Annotated in this window: 13 protein-coding genes and 3 pseudogenes; 9 read left to right on the top strand and 7 right to left on the bottom strand. The window is 74.7% G+C overall.

From position 1 onward, the window contains the following. Nucleotide 1 precedes the first annotated feature (1 nt). The 6 genes from sufU (at nt 2) to FB00_RS18195 (ending at nt 6,691) form a co-directional block, all read left to right on the top strand. The gene (sufU, locus tag FB00_RS18170; protein WP_082141491.1) at nt 2–538 is read left to right on the top strand and encodes a Fe-S cluster assembly sulfur transfer protein SufU; all 537 of its coding nucleotides are present in this window, start codon (nt 2–4) and stop codon (nt 536–538) included. After that, nucleotides 535–888, top strand: a complete 354-nt coding sequence (locus tag FB00_RS18175) for a metal-sulfur cluster assembly factor (protein ID WP_047234322.1) — start codon at nt 535–537, stop codon at nt 886–888. Before sufU ends, FB00_RS18175 begins: the two co-directional genes overlap by 4 nt. A gap of 209 nt (nt 889–1,097) precedes the next feature. Then, nucleotides 1,098–2,546, top strand: a complete 1,449-nt coding sequence (locus tag FB00_RS18180) for a helix-turn-helix domain-containing protein (protein WP_156186456.1) — start codon at nt 1,098–1,100, stop codon at nt 2,544–2,546. A gap of 270 nt (nt 2,547–2,816) precedes the next feature. Further along, on the top strand, nt 2,817–5,465 hold the full coding sequence (gene nirB / locus FB00_RS18185; protein ID WP_047234324.1) for a nitrite reductase large subunit NirB: 2,649 nt from the start codon (nt 2,817–2,819) through the stop codon (nt 5,463–5,465). Then, nucleotides 5,462–5,863, top strand: coding sequence for a nitrite reductase (NAD(P)H) small subunit (locus tag FB00_RS18190; protein WP_047234325.1), 402 nt, complete (start codon nt 5,462–5,464; stop codon nt 5,861–5,863). The genes nirB and FB00_RS18190 overlap by 4 nt, the downstream gene beginning before the upstream one ends. 120 nt (nt 5,864–5,983) lie before the next feature. Next, complete coding sequence (locus tag FB00_RS18195; RefSeq protein WP_047234326.1) at nt 5,984–6,691, top strand: lysoplasmalogenase; 708 nt, start codon at nt 5,984–5,986, stop codon at nt 6,689–6,691. A gap of 58 nt (nt 6,692–6,749) precedes the next feature. Here FB00_RS18195 and FB00_RS18200 read toward each other — a convergent pair whose 3' ends face one another. The 7 genes and pseudogenes from FB00_RS18200 to FB00_RS18225 all read right to left on the bottom strand — a co-directional run bounded on the left by FB00_RS18200 (nt 6,750) and on the right by FB00_RS18225 (nt 13,812). Then, nucleotides 6,750–7,319, bottom strand: a complete 570-nt coding sequence (locus tag FB00_RS18200; protein WP_047234327.1) for a DapH/DapD/GlmU-related protein — start codon at nt 7,317–7,319, stop codon at nt 6,750–6,752. Nucleotides 7,320–7,328: 9 nt separating this feature from the next. Beyond that, complete coding sequence (locus tag FB00_RS18205) at nt 7,329–8,207, bottom strand: helix-turn-helix transcriptional regulator (RefSeq protein ID WP_047234328.1); 879 nt, start codon at nt 8,205–8,207, stop codon at nt 7,329–7,331. An 82-nt stretch (nt 8,208–8,289) separates the two neighbouring features. After that, nucleotides 8,290–8,697 (bottom strand): cupin domain-containing protein, encoded by a 408-nt coding sequence (locus FB00_RS18210; RefSeq protein ID WP_047234329.1) that lies wholly within the window; start codon nt 8,695–8,697, stop codon nt 8,290–8,292. A 26-nt stretch (nt 8,698–8,723) separates the two neighbouring features. Further along, nucleotides 8,724–9,314: pseudogene (locus FB00_RS23265) on the bottom strand (zinc-binding dehydrogenase); the annotation flags it as partial. Between the two features lie 57 nt (nt 9,315–9,371). Beyond that, nucleotides 9,372–9,884, bottom strand: a pseudogene (locus FB00_RS23270) (alcohol dehydrogenase catalytic domain-containing protein); the annotation flags it as partial. A 35-nt stretch (nt 9,885–9,919) separates the two neighbouring features. Continuing rightward, the gene (locus FB00_RS18220; RefSeq protein ID WP_047234330.1) at nt 9,920–11,263 is read right to left on the bottom strand and encodes a PP2C family protein-serine/threonine phosphatase; all 1,344 of its coding nucleotides are present in this window, start codon (nt 11,261–11,263) and stop codon (nt 9,920–9,922) included. A gap of 98 nt (nt 11,264–11,361) precedes the next feature. Beyond that, on the bottom strand, nt 11,362–13,812 hold the full coding sequence (locus FB00_RS18225) for a DNA gyrase/topoisomerase IV subunit A (RefSeq protein WP_047234331.1): 2,451 nt from the start codon (nt 13,810–13,812) through the stop codon (nt 11,362–11,364). A gap of 214 nt (nt 13,813–14,026) precedes the next feature. Here FB00_RS18225 and FB00_RS18230 point away from each other — a divergent pair, with 214 nt between their 5' ends. The 3 genes and pseudogenes from FB00_RS18230 to FB00_RS18240 form a co-directional block, all read left to right on the top strand. Further along, nucleotides 14,027–16,831: a GNAT family N-acetyltransferase gene (locus tag FB00_RS18230; RefSeq protein ID WP_047234332.1), complete on the top strand. Its 2,805-nt coding sequence runs from the start codon at nt 14,027–14,029 to the stop codon at nt 16,829–16,831. 71 nt (nt 16,832–16,902) lie between these two features. Continuing rightward, on the top strand, nt 16,903–17,496 hold the full coding sequence (locus tag FB00_RS18235) for a DUF5998 family protein (RefSeq protein ID WP_047234333.1): 594 nt from the start codon (nt 16,903–16,905) through the stop codon (nt 17,494–17,496). Continuing rightward, nucleotides 17,493–17,716, top strand: a pseudogene (locus tag FB00_RS18240) (hypothetical protein); the annotation flags it as partial. The gene FB00_RS18235 and the pseudogene FB00_RS18240, both read left to right, overlap by 4 nt.

Below are 17,716 nucleotides of genomic sequence, written 5' to 3' on the forward strand. Positions count from 1 at the left end.
GATGAGCTCGATCGAGCAGATGTACCAGCAGGTCATCCTCGACCACGCGAAGACCCCGCACGGCCGGGGCCTGGTCGAGGTGACCGACGGCGCCGCGAGCGGCCAGTCGCACCAGGTGAACCCCACGTGCGGCGACGAGGTGACGCTGCGCGTCGAGCTCGCCGGCGACACGATCGACCGCGTGAGCTGGGAGGGGCAGGGCTGCAGCATCTCGCAGGCCTCGCTGTCCGTGCTCACCGACCTCGTGTCCGGCCGGCCCGTGACCGAGGCCGAGCACCTGGGCGAGGTCTTCCGCGAGCTCATGGGCTCGCGCGGCAAGGGCCTCGACGAGGCCGCGGAGGACGAGCTCGGCGACGCCACGGTGTTCACGGGCGTGTCGCGCTACCCTGCGCGTATCAAGTGCGCCCTGCTCGGCTGGGCCGCGCTGCGCGACTCGCTCGTCACCTCGGGCGCCCTGAGCACGCTGGGCGACGCATCAACCGCAATGGCTTCCGACGCGGCGCTCGCCGCGCGGGGAACGACGGAGGAGAACCGATGACCACCGAGACCGGCGCGCCCGCCGAGGGCGTCACGCCCAGCCCGCCGAACGTCGCCGACGTCGAAGAGGCGATGCGCGACGTCATCGACCCCGAGCTCGGCATCAACGTCGTCGACCTCGGCCTCGTCTACGGCATCCAGATCGACCAGAACAACCACGCCGTCATCGACATGACCCTCACGTCCGCGGCGTGCCCGCTCACCGACGTCATCGAGGACCAGTCCGCGCAGGCCCTCGAGGGTCTCGTCGACGGCTTCCGCGTCAACTGGGTCTGGATGCCGCCGTGGGGCCCGGAGAAGATCACGACCGACGGCAAGGAGCAGCTCCGCGCGCTGGGCTTCAACGTCTGACGATCCCTCGCGTCCGCCCACGACGCCGCGTCCCCTCGGGGGCGCGGCGTCGTGCTGTCCCCGGACGTTCGACCCGCAGGCCCCGGCCCGCGGACGTGCCGCTCCGGACCGCCGCTGCTCACGATCCGATTGCGATCCTTCCGGTGCGTTGACGAGGACTGTCCTGAGTGTTGGGATATGTGCGCCCACACCACTTTTCGGAGGATGACGTGACACAGCAGGACCAGACCGGCGCGGGCGGTTCCCCGCGGCAGGTGCGCTATCGCGGCCGGCACCTCCCGATGGTCGCCGTGGTCATCGCGGCGACGATCGCCACCGCGCTGGCGTACAGCGGCATGGTCCTGTTCGGTCTCGAGGTGGCGCACATGTCGCCGCTCGAGGCGTACGGGCTCGCGGGCTTCCTCGAGATCAGCCTCGTCGCCGTGGCGCTCATGGCGCGCAACGCGGCGCTCGAGGGTCGCCCCTACGGCGTCCTCCTCGCGCTCACCTGGGTGCTCTCGGGCACGTCGGGTCTGTTCGCCGCGCTGCACGAGATCGCCGTCCCGACGGCGAGCACCCCGTACATGGTGGTGTTCCGGTTCGTGCCGCCGCTGGTGGCCGCGCTGATGTGGCACCTCGCCCTCGTGGGGGAGCGGCACATGGTGACGGGCCACACGCTCGAGGAGCGTCGTCGGGAGCTCCGCGTCCACGGCTACGTCTCGGCCCTGGAGCAGTGGCGGGACGCCCGCGCCGACAGCGCGGGCTCGTCCGGGGACCTGCGGAAGGTCCGCGCTGCGCACGAGCGGCAGCGCGCCGCCCGTGACGCCGCGCTCAAGCTGCTCACGGTCGAGGACTTCGAGCGCCGCATGCAGGTCTGGGTCGACCGCCTGGAGGCCGCGGAGCGCCACGGCAACCGGCTCGACCTCATCGGTGCGAGCTCGGTGAAGCGCGGCACCGCACGGGGTTCGGCCGAGGCCGCGGGGTCGACCGAGGCGGCGGCAGTCGTCGTCCCCCGGACCGCCACGCCCGCCGAGGGGCTCGTCGAGACGCACCGCAGGGAGACGCTCGCGCTGGAGTCCGCGCGCGACACCGAGGCCAGCACGCAGACCCCGACGTCTCTCGAGCAGGTCAGGGACCTCCCGGCCGCCGAGCCGAGCCAGGAGAGCCCGGCCGCCGTCGCGCCGGCCGAGGCGCCCGCCGTCGAGCGGGACGTCGAGCCGGAGACGGAGCCGGAGACCGAGCCGCGCGAGGCGAACGACGAGAAGCCCTACGTGCCCGAGACGGCGTTCGAGGCGCTCCCCGACCTCGAGGCGCGGGTGAAGGAGCTGTTCGGGCGTCCGCTCCCCTGGGACCAGCCGGCCCCGGAGGAGGACAGTGCGGCACCGGTCGTGGAGCCCCCCGCCGTGACGGGCCACACGCGGCGCGTCGAGGTCTTCGACCTCGTCGGCGGCACGAACGGCGCGCAGGCCGCGGCGACCGAGGCGGACGACGCCTCGCTCGGCGAGGACCCGACCGCGGAGCGCGACCGCCGCATCGTCGAGCTCGCCCGCCAGGGCATGAACCAGCGCGAGATCGCCCAGATGGTCTCGGCGTCGCGATCCACCGTGAGCCGCGTCGTGCGCCGCTACGAGGACCAGCGGCCCGTGGCGGACGAGGACCGCGAGCTCGCGAACGCCTGACGCACGGGGTCGCGCTCGGTCGTCCGGCCACCGTGGTCGACGTCCGACGCGCCTACCTCACGACGCCGCGTCCCCGTCCCGGGGGGCGCGGCGTCGTGCCGTCCTCACCGCGCTGGAGCGCGCACGTGATGGCCTTCGATGCGGGTACTGGGGACCTTGGTCCCAGACGGCTGATGTGGTCAGACCACCTCCCCTAGGGTCGGGAGCAGGGCACCGGTCGCACCCGGACCGGGGCCTCGACGCAGCCCCCGCCTCTCGAAAGTGCTCCCCGTGGCCTCCCTCTCTCACTCCCCGTCGGACGCGGTCGCTCACGCCGCCGGCGGTCCCCTGGACGGCGACCGGATCGTCGTCGTCGGTGCCGGCATGACGGCGCACCGCCTCGTCGCGAGCCTGCGCTCGCGCGACCCCGAGGGCGGCTGGTCGCTCACGGTGATCGGCGACGAGCCGCACGAGCCGTACGACCGCGTGCACCTGTCGGAGTGGTTCGACGCCCGCGACGCGGAGGCGCTCAGCCTGGACCGCGCCGTGTGGGACGACCCGCGCGTCACGCTCGTCACCGGCGACGCCGTCGCGTCGCTCGACCGCGCGGCGAGCGTCGTGACCACGCGCTCGGGCCGCCAGGTCCACTACGACCGCGCGGTGCTCGCGACGGGCTCGTGGGCGTGGACGCCGCGCGCGGAGGGCACGGACCTGCCGGGCCTTTTCACCTACCGCACGCTCGACGACGTCGAGCGGCTGGCCGAGTGGGTGCGCCTGCGCGAGCGGACGCTGGGCCGGGCGGTGCGCGGCGTCGTCGTCGGCGGTGGCGTGCTGGGCCTCGAAGCCGCCGCGGCGCTCCAGCGCCTGGGCGCCGAGGCCACGGTCGTGGAGTTCGCCGACCGGCTCATGAGCGTCCAGCTCGACCAGGGCGGCGGCGAGATGCTGCGCCTGCTCATCGAGGACCTCGGTGTCACGGTCCGCACCGGCGCGGGCGCGCAGCGGTTCCTGCCCGCGGGCGACGGGTCCGTGGGCTCCGTCGAGCTCACCGACGGCTCCGCCCTGCCGACGGACGTCGTGGTCTTCTCCGTGGGCATCCGTCCGCGCGACCGGGTGGCGCGCGAGGCGGGTCTGGCCATCGGCGAGCGTGGCGGCGTCGTCGTCGGCGAGGCGTGCCAGACCTCGGACCCGGGCGTGTGGGCGATCGGCGAGTGCGCCTCGGTCGACGGCGTGTGCGCGGGGCTGGTGGCGCCGGGGAACGACATGGCGGACGTCGTCGTCGACCGCTTCCTGGGCGGCGAGCGCGTGCACCGCCGCGCCGACGACGGCACCCAGCTCAAGGGCGTGGGCGTCGAGGCGGCGTCGTTCGGCGACGTCAACGCGGTGAGCGCTGGTGCGCTCGAGGTGTCGTTCGTCGACCCGATCCACCGCCGGTACCGCAAGCTCGTTCTCTCGGACGACGCGACGACGCTGCTGGGCGGCGTGTTCGTCGGCGACATCGAGCTCTACTCCGCGCTGCGGCCGCTGCTGGGCCGCCCGCTCGGCGCCGACCCCGCGGCCGTCATCGCGCCCGACGGCGAGGGCCTGGCCGACACCGAGCTGCCCGACGAGGCCGTCGTCTGCTCGTGCAACAACGTCGACGCCGGGACGGTCCGCTCTGCGGTCACCGAGCACGGCTGCCGGACGGTCGGGCAGGTCAAGGAGTGCACGACGGCCGGCACGGTGTGCGGGTCGTGCGTCCCGGCGCTCACCAAGCTGCTCAACGCCGAGCTGTCCCGGGCGGGCGTCGCGGTCTCGGACGCGCTGTGCGAGCACTTCGCGATGTCCCGGGCGGCGCTGTACCGGCTCGTGCGCGAGGAAGGGCTGCGCACGTTCTCCGAGATCGTCGCGGCGCACGGGACGGGCCGCGGCTGCGCCGTCTGCCGCCCGACGGTCGCGTCGATCCTCTCGACGCTGCGCCGCGGCCACGTGCTCGAGGGCGAGCAGGCCGCGCTGCAGGACACCAACGACCACGTCATGGCGAACCTGCAGAAGAACGGCACGTACTCGGTGATCCCGCGCATGCCCGGGGGAGAGGTGCGCGCGGACCAGCTCCTGGAGTTCGCGAGGGTCGCGGACGACTTCGGGCTCTACGTGCGCGTGACCGGCGGCCAGCGGCTGGCGATGTTCGGCGCGCGGCTCGACCAGCTCCCGGAGATCTGGCGGCGCCTGACGGCCGTGGGCTTCGAGTCCGGGCACGCGTACGGAAAGTCGCTGCGCACGGTGAAGACGTGCGTGGGCCGCACGTGGTGCCGGTTCGGCGTGCAGGACTCGTCAGCCATGGCGGTGCGGCTCGAGCTGCGCTACCGCGGGCTGCGCTCGCCGCACAAGATCAAGTTCGGGGTCTCGGGCTGCGCGCGCGAGTGCGCCGAGGCGCGCGGCAAGGACGTCGGCATCATCGCGACGCACAAGGGCTGGAACCTCTACGTCGGCGGCAACGGCGGCGCGCAGCCCGCGCACGCCCAGCTGCTCGCCGAGGACCTCGACGACGAGACGCTGGTCCGCTACGTCGACCGGTTCCTCATGCTCTACGTCCAGGAGGCCGACCGCCTCCAGCGCACGGCGCCGTGGGTCGCGGAGCGCGCGGGCGGGCTCGAGGAGCTGCGGCGCGTCGTCGTCGAGGACTCGCTCGGGATCGCGGACCAGCTCGAGGCCGCGATGGCCGAGCACGTGCGCGACTACGAGGACGAGTGGGGCGCGACGCTCGCCGACCCCGCCAAGCTGCGCAAGTTCACGCCGTTCGTCAACGCGCCCGAGGCGATCGACGGCGACCTCGCGTTCGTCCCCGAGCGCGGCCAGGTCCGTCCCGCGGACGAGGGCGACGCCGTCGCCTACCCCGACCCGCGCGCCGCTCGCGACGTCGCGCTCCTCGCCGCCCGCGTTGAGCTGGAGGACGCCCGATGAGCACGTTCGTCGACATCTGCGCGCTCGACGACCTCGACCCGGAGCGCGGGGCCGGCGCGCTCCTGGGCGACACCCAGGTCGCCGTCTTCCGGCTCGCCGACGGCACCGTGCGCGCCGTCCAGCAGCGGGACCCGTACTCGGGCGCCAACGTCATGTCGCGCGGCCTCGTCGGCACGCATCGCGTCACCGGCGACGACGGCGCGGAGCGCGACGTCGACACGGTCACCACCCCCATGCTCAAGCAGGTGTGGGACGTCGACACCGGCGAGGTGCTCGACGCCGGGGGCAAGGACCGCAGGCCGCTGGCGGTCTTCGCGGCGCAGGTGCGCGACGGGCGCGTCCTCGTCGCGGACGTGGCGAGCCCGGCCCGCGAGAGCGGACCGGGGGCGACCTCGTGAGCGGCGCGGTCGGGCGCGCACGCACCGGCCTCACGAGGTCGTTCGCGGTGGTTCCCGGGCGTTAGGATCGGCCACCGCCGGCAAGGACGCCGGTGAACGACCGAAGGAGTTCCCTCGCCCATGATCGTCGCGTGGGGCGCGCTCGCCCTGCTCACCCTCGTCCACCTCGCCGCGCAGCTCGCGGGCGCCTCGGCGCTCGCCGACACGTCGCAGTGGTTCCTCATGCCCGTCCTCGCGGTCTGCCTGTGGCTCGCGTCGCGACGGCGCGACGGCGACGGACAGGCCCGGCGCTCGCGGCTGGTCCGCCTCACGCTCGTCGCGCTCGTCTTCTCCTGGATGGGCGACACCGCCCCCGACCTCGCCGACGGGGACGCCGCGTTCCTCGTCATGGTGGGGTTCTTCCTGTGCGCCCAGGTGACGTACACGCTCGCGTTCTGGCCCTACCGCGCGGGCTCCGTGCTACGCCGCCCGCTCGCGCTCGCCCCGTACCTGCTGGCCTTCGTCGCTCTCGTCGTCGCGTGCGCGCCCGGAGCCGGGTCGCTGCTCGTCCCGGTGGTCGTCTATGGCGCGTGCCTCGTCCTGATGGCCGTGACGGCGACGGGCGTCGACCGCCTCGCGGCCGTCGGCGGCGCGGTGTTCCTCGTGTCCGACGCGCTCATCGCTCTGAACGCGTTCGCGCCCTGGTACGCCCTGCCCGCCCACGGTTTCTGGGTGATGCTCACCTACGTCGTCGGGCAGGTGCTCCTCGTCCTCGGCGTGCTCCGGCGGGAGCGCGCCGCAGCGGTGCCCGTCGAGGAGAAGGGCGGCGCCGCGTGGGCGTCGACGTGACGTTCGCCGGTCCCGGCTGAGCCGGTTCCTGCTGAGCCGGTTCCTGCTGAGCCGAGGCTCAGGCGTCGAGCGAGCGGACGACGCGCGCGGGCGTGCCGACGACGACGGTGCGGGCGGGGACGTCCCGGGTGACGACGGAGCCGGCCCCGACGACGGCGTCGTCCCCGACGGTGACGCCCGGGAGGACGGTCACGTTCGCGCCGAGCCACACGTTGCGGCCGAGGACGACGCGCGCGGGGTGCAGGTCGGCGCGTCGGGCGGGGTCGAGGTCGTGGTCGAGCGTCGTGAGGACGGCGTTGTGACCGATGAGGCAGCCGTCACCGACGACGATGCCGCCCTGGTCCTGGAACCGGCAGCCGGAGTTGATGAAGACGTCCCGGCCGAGGGTGAGGTTCTTGCCGAAGTCGGCCGTGAAGGGCGGGAAGAGGGTCACGGACTCGTGCACGGGCCTGCCCGTCAGCTCTGCGAGCAGCTCGCGGACGCGCTCCGGCGAGCGGTAGACGCCGTTGAGCTCGCCGGCGATGCGCAGCGCCTCCTGGCTCGTGCGGTGCATGACGGCGTGCAGCGGCGAGCCGCCGGGGATCGTCCGTCCGGCGTCGAGCTCGGCCAGCAGGTCGTCCAGGTCCATGGGTCCCTCTCAGTCGGTGCCGGCCTGCGTGGTGGCCGCGGCCTCGGTGGCCGCCCACGACGCGAGCAGGTGCAGCGACTCCTCGGTCGGTGAGCCCGGCGTCGCGGTGTACACGGTCATGCCGAGCCCGGGGTCGCCGTGCAGCTCGAGCGTCTGGTAGTGCAGCTCGAGGTCCCCGACGACGGGGTGGCGGAACGTCTTCTGCCCGGCGTAGTGCCGGCGCACGTCGTGGGACGCCCACAGCTCGCGGAACCGCTCGCTCCGCGTCGAGAGCTCGCCCACGAGGGCCTGGAGGCGCCGGTCGTGCGGGCTGCGGCCGGCCTCGCGCCGCAGGATCGTGACGTTCGTCCAGGCTGCGCGGTCCCAGTCGGGGTAGAAGTCGTGCGACGCGGGGTCGAGGAAGATGTGCCGTGAGAAGTTGGCCGGGCCCGCGGAGCCCGCGACCATCGGCGCGTACATCGCGTACCCGAGCGCGTTCGCGGCGACGAGGTCCATGCGGTTGTTCTGGATGAACGCGGGCGCCGTGGTGATCGCGTCGAGCAGGTACTGCAGCTCGGGGCGCACCGGCGTGTCGCCGTGGCCGCGCTGCGGGCGGGCGCCGACGGGGTTCGCGGTGCGCGCGAGGTCGAGCAGGTGCTCGCGCTCGGCCGCGTCGAGCAGCAGGGCGCGCGCGACGGACTCGAGCACGACGTCGGACACGCCCCGCAGGTTCCCGCGCTCGAGCCGCGTGTAGTAGTCCACGCTCACGCCCGCGAGCCGGGCGACCTCGTCGCGCCGCAGGCCCTCGACCCGGCGGCGGCCGCCGAACGTCTCGATGCCGGCCTGCTCGGGCGTCACCCGGGCTCGGCGGCTCATGAGGAACTCGCGCACCTCGGAGCGGTTGTCCATGGCCTCCACGTCTTTCACGGTACGTCGGGACGACGGCGGGTCGCGCGGGCGGGAGGGTCTCGCGCCCGCCCGCGCGGTCATGTCAGCCCGGGTACTCCTCGGGCGTGAGGAGGTCGCCCCACGTCGTCTCCGGCTCGTCGGCGCCCGGTGCGGGCGCCTCCCACAGCGCGAGGTGGCACAGGAAGCTGTCGCCCCTCGCGCCGTGCCAGTGCCACTCGCCCGGAGGCGTGTAGACGGTGTCGCCCGGCCGGAGCTCGACGACCTCCTCGCCCCGCGACTGCACGTAGCCGAACCCCTCGGTGACGTGCAGGGTCTGCCCGACGGCGTGCCGGTGCCACGCGGTGTGCGCCCCGGGGGCGAAGCGCACGAGGTTCAGGCGCGACCGGGACGGCTCCGTGCCCGCGTAGTAGGCGTTGAACCAGACGTCGCCGGTGAACCACGCGGCGGGTCCCTTCACGGTCGGCGTCGTCGGCTGCCTCTCGGTGCTCATGGTCTCTCCTCCGATCAGGACACGGCTCAGAACGCGACGAGCGTCTTGAGGGACTCGCGGCGGTCCATCGCGGCGTAGCCCTCGGCGATGTCGTCGATCGCGACGGTCTTGTCGAACACCCGGCCCGGGTCGATATCCCCGCGGAGCACCTGCGGGATCGCGTCCTCGAGGTACGCGCGGACGGGCGCGGGCCCGCCGGTGAGCGTGATGTTGCGGCCGAACAGCGACGCGAAGCCGACCGGCGCGTCGTCGTACTGCGGGACGCCGACCCGGCTGATCACGCCCCCGGCACGCACGACGCCGTAGGACTGCTCGTAGGCGGGCATGTGCCCGACGGCCTCGAGCACGACGTGGGTGCCCAGGCCGCCGGTGAGGTCCAGGACCCGCTGGATCCCCTCGGCGCCGCGCTCGGCGACGACGTCGGTCGCGCCCCACTCGCGCCCCAGGTCGGTCCGTGCCGTGTGGCGGCCCATGAGGATGATGCGCTCGGCGCCCATCTGCCGCGCGGCGAGCACGGCGGACAGCCCGACCGCGCCGTCGCCGATCACGGTGACGGTCGTCCGCGCGGACACGCGCGCCATGTGCGCCGCGTGGTAGCCGGTGAGATACACGTCCGAGAGCGTGAGCAGCGACGGCAGGAGCGGGCTCGTCTCGTCGACGTCCGGCACGGCGACGAGGCTGCCGTCGGCGAGCGGGATGCGCGCGAGCTCGGCCTGCTGGCCGCCCACGTCGCCGGGGTTGCCGTAGAAGCCGCCGTGGGGGCAGGCGGTCTGGAACCCGTCGCGGCACACGGGGCACGTGTTGTCCGACCACGCGAACGGCGCGATGACGAGGTCGCCCGGGCGGACCGTCGTGACGGCCGCCCCGGTCTCCTCGACGACGCCGAGGAGCTCGTGCCCGATGGGGACTCCCTGGTCGGTGTGCGCCATGGAGCGGTAGGGGTGCAGGTCGGAGCCGCAGACGCACGCGCGGACCGCGCGCACGATGGCGTCGGTCGGCTCGACGATCGTCGGGTCGGGGCGGGTCTCGACGCGGACGTCGCCCGCGCCGTAGATGACGGTGGCCTTCAAGGAGTTCTCCGTTGCCGAGGGATCTGTGGTCGTGACCATTCGACACCGGGTCGGCAGCCGGCTGGGAGTCCCGCTCCAACAGGGGTCTGGCAGTACCTGCCTCCACCGCGCCCCCATGCGCCGGCACCGCTCCGGGGGACGGACGGTCAGGCTCAGAGATCGGCGGGAGGCCCCTCGTCGGGGTCAGGACGGCCGTCCGCGACGGCGTCGACGTGCACGAGGACCATGGCGACGTCGTCCTGCGCGCCGTGGGGCACGAGGTCCGCCAGGAGCGCGTCGAGCAGCTCGTGCGGCGGCACGTCGCCGAGCGCCTCGACGCGGGCGGGGAGCTCGTCGAGCACGTCGCGCAGCGAGCGGTCCCGGCGCTCGACGAGCCCGTCGGTGTAGAGCACGAGGGCGTCGCCCGGGCCGAGAGAGGCCTCGTGCTCCGCCCGGCCGCCGCCGAGGCCGATGCCGAGCATCGGCGCGGGGCGCGCCTCGAGCAGGTGGGCGGTGCCGTCGGCACGCCGCACGACGGGTGGAACGTGCCCGGCGCTCGCCCAGCAGAGCCCTCGCCGACCGCCCGGTCCGGGTGCCCCGATCCGCGCGACGGCGACCGTCGCCAGGGCCTGGAGCCCGAGCCCCTCGGCGGTCGCCTCGGCGGCGTCGAGGGCGGCGGCGGGGCCGGCGTCGGTCGCGAAGGCGACGGAGCGCAGGACACCGCGCAGGTGGCCCATGTGCGCTGCGGCGGCGACGTCGTGACCGGTGACGTCGCCGACCACGACGGTCGTGTCGCCGTCGGGGTGCGCGAAGGCGTCGTACCAGTCACCGCCGAGGTGCACCTCGGGGACGGCGGGCCGGTAGCGCACGTCGATCGTCAGGCCCGGGATGTCGGGAGGGGGCGTGAGGACCGAGTCCTGGAGCGCGAGCGCGGCACGCCGCTCGCGCGTGATGACCTCCGCGTAGCGGTCGACCGACGAGCCGAGGAGCAGCGCCCGGTCGACGAGCGACATCTCGTCGGGACACGCCGTCACCTCGCCGCGGCTGGTCTCCGGCGCCGCGAGCCCGCGCGCGAGCACGACGCTCGTCACGTCCTCCGCGCGGTGCACCACGGCCGACACGCGCCCGCCGGCGTCGAGGACGGGGAGGTTGGTCGTGATCCACCAGCGCTCGGTCCACCCGCCGTCGGAGCGGCGCAGGTCGTACCGGTGCGGGCCGATCATCTCGAGCCTGCCCGTGCGCGCGACGCGCTCGAGCGACCGGACGACCCGCTCCACGGAACTGCCGTCGGGGCCGTGGGCGGGGAACACGTCGAGGTAACGGCGGCCGACGACGGCGCTCGCGGGCAGGTCGATCGTGCGCAGCAGCGACTCGTTGGCGTCGAGCACCGTGAGGTCGGGAGACAGCACCGCCTTGGGCGCGGTGAGCACGGAGAAGACGGCGTGGTAGTCGACGGGACCCGTGGCCCCGTCCGCGTCGCGAGGCGTCCGGACGGCGCCCCCCTGGTTCCCAGCCATACCTCGAGCCTGCGCCCATCGCGGGCACTCGCAAGGGCGGACGACCTCGAACGGCCGCTCGGGGCGCCCGGCCGCTAGCCGCAGCCGCCGGGCGCGGGCTACCCGACGGCCGTGACCGGCGAGGCGAGCGGCGTGCCCGACCCGTCGCGGCGCTGGTCGACCTCGGGCAGGTCGACGGCCTGGCCGCCGGAACCGGTCGCACGCGCGGGACCCTGCCCGACCCACGCGAGGATCAGCGCGTCCTCGCCCTTGAGGAACCGCTGCGCCCGGACGCCGCCGGTGCCGCGGCCCTTGCCGGGGTAGAGCTCGTACGGCGTGACCTTGCCGGCCCCGGTCTGGGTGCCCGCGAGGGCGCCCGAGGACCCGGCGACGGTGACGACGACCCCGAGGTCGCGCACGTCGGCCGGCACGACGCCGAAGAACGCGACGCGGTGGCCGTCCGCGAGCCGGATCCCGGCCATGCCGCCGGCCGCGCGCCCCTGCGGTCGCACGGCGGACGCGTCGAAGTGCAGGAGCGACGCGTCGGAGCTGACGAACACGACCTCGTCCGCGTCGGTCGCGGGCGCCGCGCCGACGACGGTGTCGCCGTCCTTGAGGCCGATGACCTCCCAGTCGTCGCGGTTGTTCGGCACGTCGCCCGGGATGACGCGCTTCACGACGCCCTGCGCCGTGCCGAGCGCGAGCGGGGGAGCGTCGGCGTCGAGCGAGGCGATCGTCACCGCCTCCTCGCCCGGCTCGAGCCCGACGACCTCGCTGAGCGGCACGCCGCCCGACAGGCTCGGCGCGCTGTCGGTCGGCGGCAGCGCGGGCAGGTCGAGCACGGACACGCGGACCATGCGCCCGCGGCTCGTCACCAGGCCGACCTCGCCGCGCGCCGTCGTGCGCACGACGGCGCGCAGCACGTCGTGGGCCGCGCGGGGCCCGGTGCGCGCGGGCTCGGTCTCGTCGCTCGTGCGGGCCAGCAGGCCCGTCGCGGAGAAGAGCGCCCAGCAGGGCGTGTCCGCGACCTCGAGCGGCACGGCCGCGGTCGTGGTCGGCGCGGCACCCGCGGACTCCAGGAGGATGGTGCGGCGCGGGGTGCCGTACGTCTTGGCGACGTCCGCCATCTCGCCCGAGACCACGGCCCGGAGCCTCGCGTCGCTGCCGAGGATCTCCTGGAGCTCCTCGATCTCGCGGCGCAGGGTCTCCTGCTCCTTCTCGAGCTCGATGCGGGAGAACTTCGTGAGGCGGCGCAGCTGGAGCTCGAGGATGTACTCGGCCTGCGGCTCGGACAGGTCGAACACGGTCTGGAGGCGTCCGCGGGCGGTCGCGGTGTCGTCGGACGAGCGGATCACCTGGATCACCTCGTCGATGTCGACGATGGCGATGAGCAGACCGTCCACGAGGTGCAGCCGCTCGGACCGCTTGCGCAGCCGGTAGGCCGAGCGTCGACGGACCACGTCGATCCGGTGGTTCACCCACACCGTGAGCATCTCGCGCAGGCCGAGCGTGCGCGGCTGCCCGTCGACGAGGGCGACGTTGTTCATGCCGAACGAGTCCTCGAGCGGCGTGAACTTGTAGAGCTGCTCGAGCACCGCCTCGGGGTTGAAGCCCGTCTTCACCTCGACGACGATCCGCAGCCCGTGCTCGCGGTCCGTGAGGTCGGTCGCGGCCGTGATGCCCTGGATCTTCTTGGTCTTGACGCCCTCGGCGATCTTCTCGATCACCTTCTCCGGGCCGACGAGGTAGGGCAGCTCGGTGATGACGATGCCCTTGCGGCGCGGAGTGAGGTTCTCGACCCGGGCGGTCGCGCGCGTGCGGAACGTGCCGCGGCCCGTGCGGTAGGCGTCGCGCACGCCGTCGAGCCCGACGATCTTGCCGCCCGTCGGCAGGTCGGGACCGGGGACGAACCGCATGAGCGCCTCGAGGTCGGCGTCCGGGTGCGCGACGAGGTGGCGCGCCGCGGCGACGACCTCGACGAGGTTGTGCGGCGCCATGTTGGTGGCCATGCCGACCGCGATGCCCGACGCACCGTTGACCAGGAGGTTCGGGATCGCCGCCGGGAGCACGTCCGGCTGCTGGAGCTTGTTGTCGTAGTTCGGCACGAAGTCGACGACGTCCTCGTCGAGCCCGGCCGTCATCGCGAGCGACGGGGGAGCGAGGCGCGCCTCGGTGTACCGGGAGGCGGCGGGGCCGTCGTCGAGCGTGCCGAAGTTGCCGTGCCCGTCGACGAGCGGGAGCCGCAGCGAGAAGTCCTGCGAGAGGCGCACGAGCGCGTCGTAGATCGCCGCGTCGCCGTGCGGGTGCAGCTTCCCCATGACCTCGCCGACGACGCGCGCCGACTTCACGTGGGCGCGGTCGGGGCGCAGCCCCATGTCGGCCATCATGTAGAGGATGCGGCGCTGCACGGGCTTGAGGCCGTCGCGCGCGTCGGGCAGGGCGCGGGAGTAGATGACGGAGTAGGCGTACTCGAGGAACGACGTCTCCATCTCCGCCTGGACGTCGACGTCGACGATCTTCTCGTTCACCTCGGCCGGGTCGAGCGAGGGGGTCGAGGACTTGCGCGCCATGGGCCTGCGGGCTCCTGCCGTTCGGTGCGCCGGGAGGGCGCGGGATCTGTGCCGGCGTGCGCCGGCGGTGACGTGCTGCGGTTGCGTGCCGCACGCGAGGGTACGCCAACCGTCCGACACGCCGGGTCGCGATGCTGTCCAGGGACCATTGTCCTCCCAGGTCGGGCCGGGGTGGCGCAGGCGCACCGCGCTGCGGACCGCATAGCCTGAGGACGTGAGCGACGGCGGCGCAGCCGGGCAGGGCCCGGACCGGTACCCGGTGGAGTGGGAGGCGGACGTCGTCCTGCGCGACGGGACGACGACGCACGTGCGCCCCATCCGCCCCGAGGACGCCGACGCGTTGCAACGGTTCCACGTGGGCCAGTCCGAGCGCTCGACCTACCTGCGCTTCTTCGCCCCCATGGAGCGGCTCTCGGAGCGCGACCTGGAACGGTTCACGCGCGTGGACCACGTCGACCGCGTCGCGCTCGTCGCGGTCCGCCCGCGCGACGGCGCGGACGTCGGGACGCCGGACGCGGGGGCGGGCGAGGCGCAGGAGGACATCATCGGCGTCGCGCGCTTCGACCGCACGGGCACGAGCGAGGCGGAGGTCGCCTTCAACATCGCCGACTCGGCGCAGGGCCGAGGGCTGGGGTCGGTGCTGCTCGAGCACGTCGCCGCGGCGGCGCGCGAGCGCGGCGTGCGGCGCTTCACCGCCGAGGTCCTGCCCCAGAACGGCAAGATGCTCGCCGTCTTCCGCGAGGCCGGGTACGACGTGCGCCAGCAGATGGACGACGGTTTCGTCCAGGTGAGCGTCGACCTCGACCCCACGGAACGGTCGAGGGCCGTCATGGCCGACCGCGAGCACCGCGCGGAGGCGCGGAGCATGCAGGGGCTGCTCGGCGCGACGAGCGTCGTGCTCGTGGGACCCGGCGTGCCGCCCGGCGACGGGCCGGACCAGGCCGGCGCACCCCTCGACCGCGTCCTCGCGCACCGCGCCCTGGCGGCGCTCGTGCGCAGCCCGGACGTGACCGTCCACGTCGTGGGCGCCGGCGGGGACGAGCCTGACGGCGGGGCGGCACCCCGCGCGCACGCGACCCTCGCCGAGGTCCCTGGCCCCGTGGACCTCGCGGTCGTCGCCCTGCCGCCCCCCGCCGCCATCGACGCGGTCCGCCAGCTCGCGCGCCTCGAGGTGCGCGGCGTCGTCGTCCTCTCCGCCGGGTTCGCCGAGACCGGGCCGGACGGGCTCGCGCTCCAGCGTGAGCTCCTGCGCGTCGCGCACACGGCGGGCCTGCGCGTCGTCGGGCCCGCGAGCTACGGCCTGCTGCGCACGGGCGAGACCCGCGAGCGGCCCGCGCTCGCGGCGACGCTCGCCGAGGACCTGCCGCTGCCCGGCGTCGTGGGCCTGTTCAGCCAGTCGGCGCCCATGGCCGTGACGCTGCTCGCGACGACGGCGCGGCGCGGGCTGGGCGTGTCGTCGTTCCTCTCCGCGGGCCACCGTGCGGACGTGTCGGGCAACGACCTCATGCAGTACTGGCAGGACGACGCCGCGACGCAGGTGGTCTGCCTGTACCTCGAGTCGATCGGCAACCCGCGCAAGTTCTCGCGCATCGCGCGGCGGCTCGCGTCGGTCAAACCTGTCGTGGTCGTCACGGCCGGGCGCTCCGGCCAGGTCGTGCCGCCGGGTCACGCCGTGCGCTCGACCCGCGCGCCGCGGCGCACGCTCGAGGAGATGCTGCGCCAGTCGGGCGTGATCCGGGCCGAGAACACGCACCACATGATCGACATCGCCCAGCTCCTCGCGCACCAGCCGCTCCCGCGCGGGCGCCGCGTCGGCATCCTCGCCAGCTCGGCGTCGCTCGCCGCGCTCGTCGCGGAGGCGTCGTCGTCGGCCGGTCTCGTCGTCGCGCGGTCGGACTTCCTGCCCGAGGACGCGTCGACGGCCGAGCTCGCCGCCACGGTCGACGCGCTCTACGCGCCCGACGCGTGCGACGTCGTCGTGGTGGTCCAGGTCCCCGTGGTGCACCCGCGCCGTGGGGACGTCTCCCGCGCCGTGGCGCTCGCGGCGGCCCGCACGGGCCGGACGACCGTCGCGAGCATGCTGGGGCTCCACGGCCTCACCGACGAGCTCTCGGCCCCGGCCCCGGACGCGCCCGACGGCGGGGCGTCCGACGCGCTCCTGCGGGTCCCCGCCTACTCCACCCCCGAGGACGCGGTCGCCGCGCTCGGCGCCGTCGTGCGCTACGCCCGCTGGCGCGAGGCGGACCACGGGACGCCGGTGCGCCCCGCGGGCGTCGACGCGAGCCGCGCCCGCGCCCTCGTCGAGGGCGCGCTGGCGGGCCGGGACGCCGTCGACCTCGACCCCGCGACGACCGCCGACCTGCTCGCGTGCTACGGCGTGCGCCTGTGGCCCGCACGCCGGGTCCGCACCGCCGACGAGGCGGTCGAGGCGGCGCGCGACGTCGGCTGGCCCGTGGCGCTCAAGAGCACGGCGGCCGGGCTGCGCCACCGCGCGGACCTCGGCGGCGTGCGCCTCGACATCGCGGACGAGACGGAGCTGCGGTCCGACGTCGCGCAGATGCGCGAGGCGCTCGCGGCCGTGCTGCCGGGCGCGGCCGACCAGCCGTTCGAGGTGCAGGCGATGGCCGACGCGGGCGTCGCGTGCGTGGTCCGCTCGACGGAGGACCAGCTCTTCGGCCCCGTCGTGTCGTTCGGCCTCGCGGGAGACGCGGTCGACCTCCTGGGCGACGTCGCGTACGGGGTGCCGCCGCTCACCGACGTCGACGTCGCCGCCATGGTGCGCTCGGTGCGGGCCGCCCCGCGGCTCTTCGGGTACATGGGCACGCACGTCGTGGCCACCGCCGCGCTCGAGGACGTCCTGGCGCGCGTGTCCGTGCTCGCGGACGACCTCCCGGAGGTGCGCAGCCTCGAGCTCTACCCGGTGGTCGTCTCCGAGCACGAGGCGGCCGTCCTCAGCGCGCGCGTCACGCTCGCCGACGCCCAGCGTGCCGACGCGCTGCGCCGCGCGCTGCCCGGCTGACGCGCGCCGGTGCGTCCACAGGCCGCGACGGCGGGTGGCCGCGCCCGGCCGCCGGATGGGAGAATGCGCGGGTGCCCTCAGCAACCTCGAACGCCTGGACCGACCTGACGACCCAGCTCCACCGCGCCGGCTACTACCCGGAGCTCGTCGCGGACGTCCTCGACCTCGCGGTCGCGGGGGAGGAGATCGTCTCGCACCTCGTGCTCCCGGAGACGACGTTCGACGCGTCGGAGGTACGGCGTCACCTCACCGTGCTCGTGCTGACGCCCACGCGGCTCGTCACGGCGCACGTCGACGACCACCCCGCCGACAGCGAGAACCCCTCCGCGTCCGCGGCCGCCACGACCGAGTCGGTGCCGCTGGCCGAGGTCCGGTCCGTCTCGCTCACGCACGTCGTGGCCGAGCCGCACGAGCACCGCGCGGGCACCGCGCCGCTCGAGGTGACGCTCGCCCTCGGCTGGGGCGCGGTCTCGCGCGTCGACCTCGAGCCCGCGGGCTGCGCGGACCCGAGCTGCGACGCCGACCACGGGCTCACGGGGCAGATCACGCCGGACGACGTCGTCGTCCGCGTGAGCGCCGAGGCGGAGGGTCGTGACGCCGTGCGTGCCGCGGTCGACTTCGCGCGCGCCCTCTCGCGCGCCACCGCGAGGCACAGCGCCCGGTGAGCGAGGCACGCACGGACGAGGCCCCTGCCACCCCGGCGCTCCCGGCGGGCCTCCTCGCGCCCGACCTCGGGCTCGGCGGCCTCGCCGCCGTGCTCCCGGGGGCCGCCGGCGCGCTCGGCGTCCGGTTCACGACCGCCACGGGCATCGGGAGCGAGGCGGCGCGCGCAGCCCTCGACCTGCCGCGCGCCGACGCGCGTGTGCGTCGTCCTCGTCGACGGGC

It is taken from the genome of Cellulosimicrobium funkei (assembly GCF_001019615.1).
Taxonomy (GTDB): Bacteria; Actinomycetota; Actinomycetes; order Actinomycetales; family Cellulomonadaceae; genus Cellulosimicrobium; species Cellulosimicrobium cellulans_E.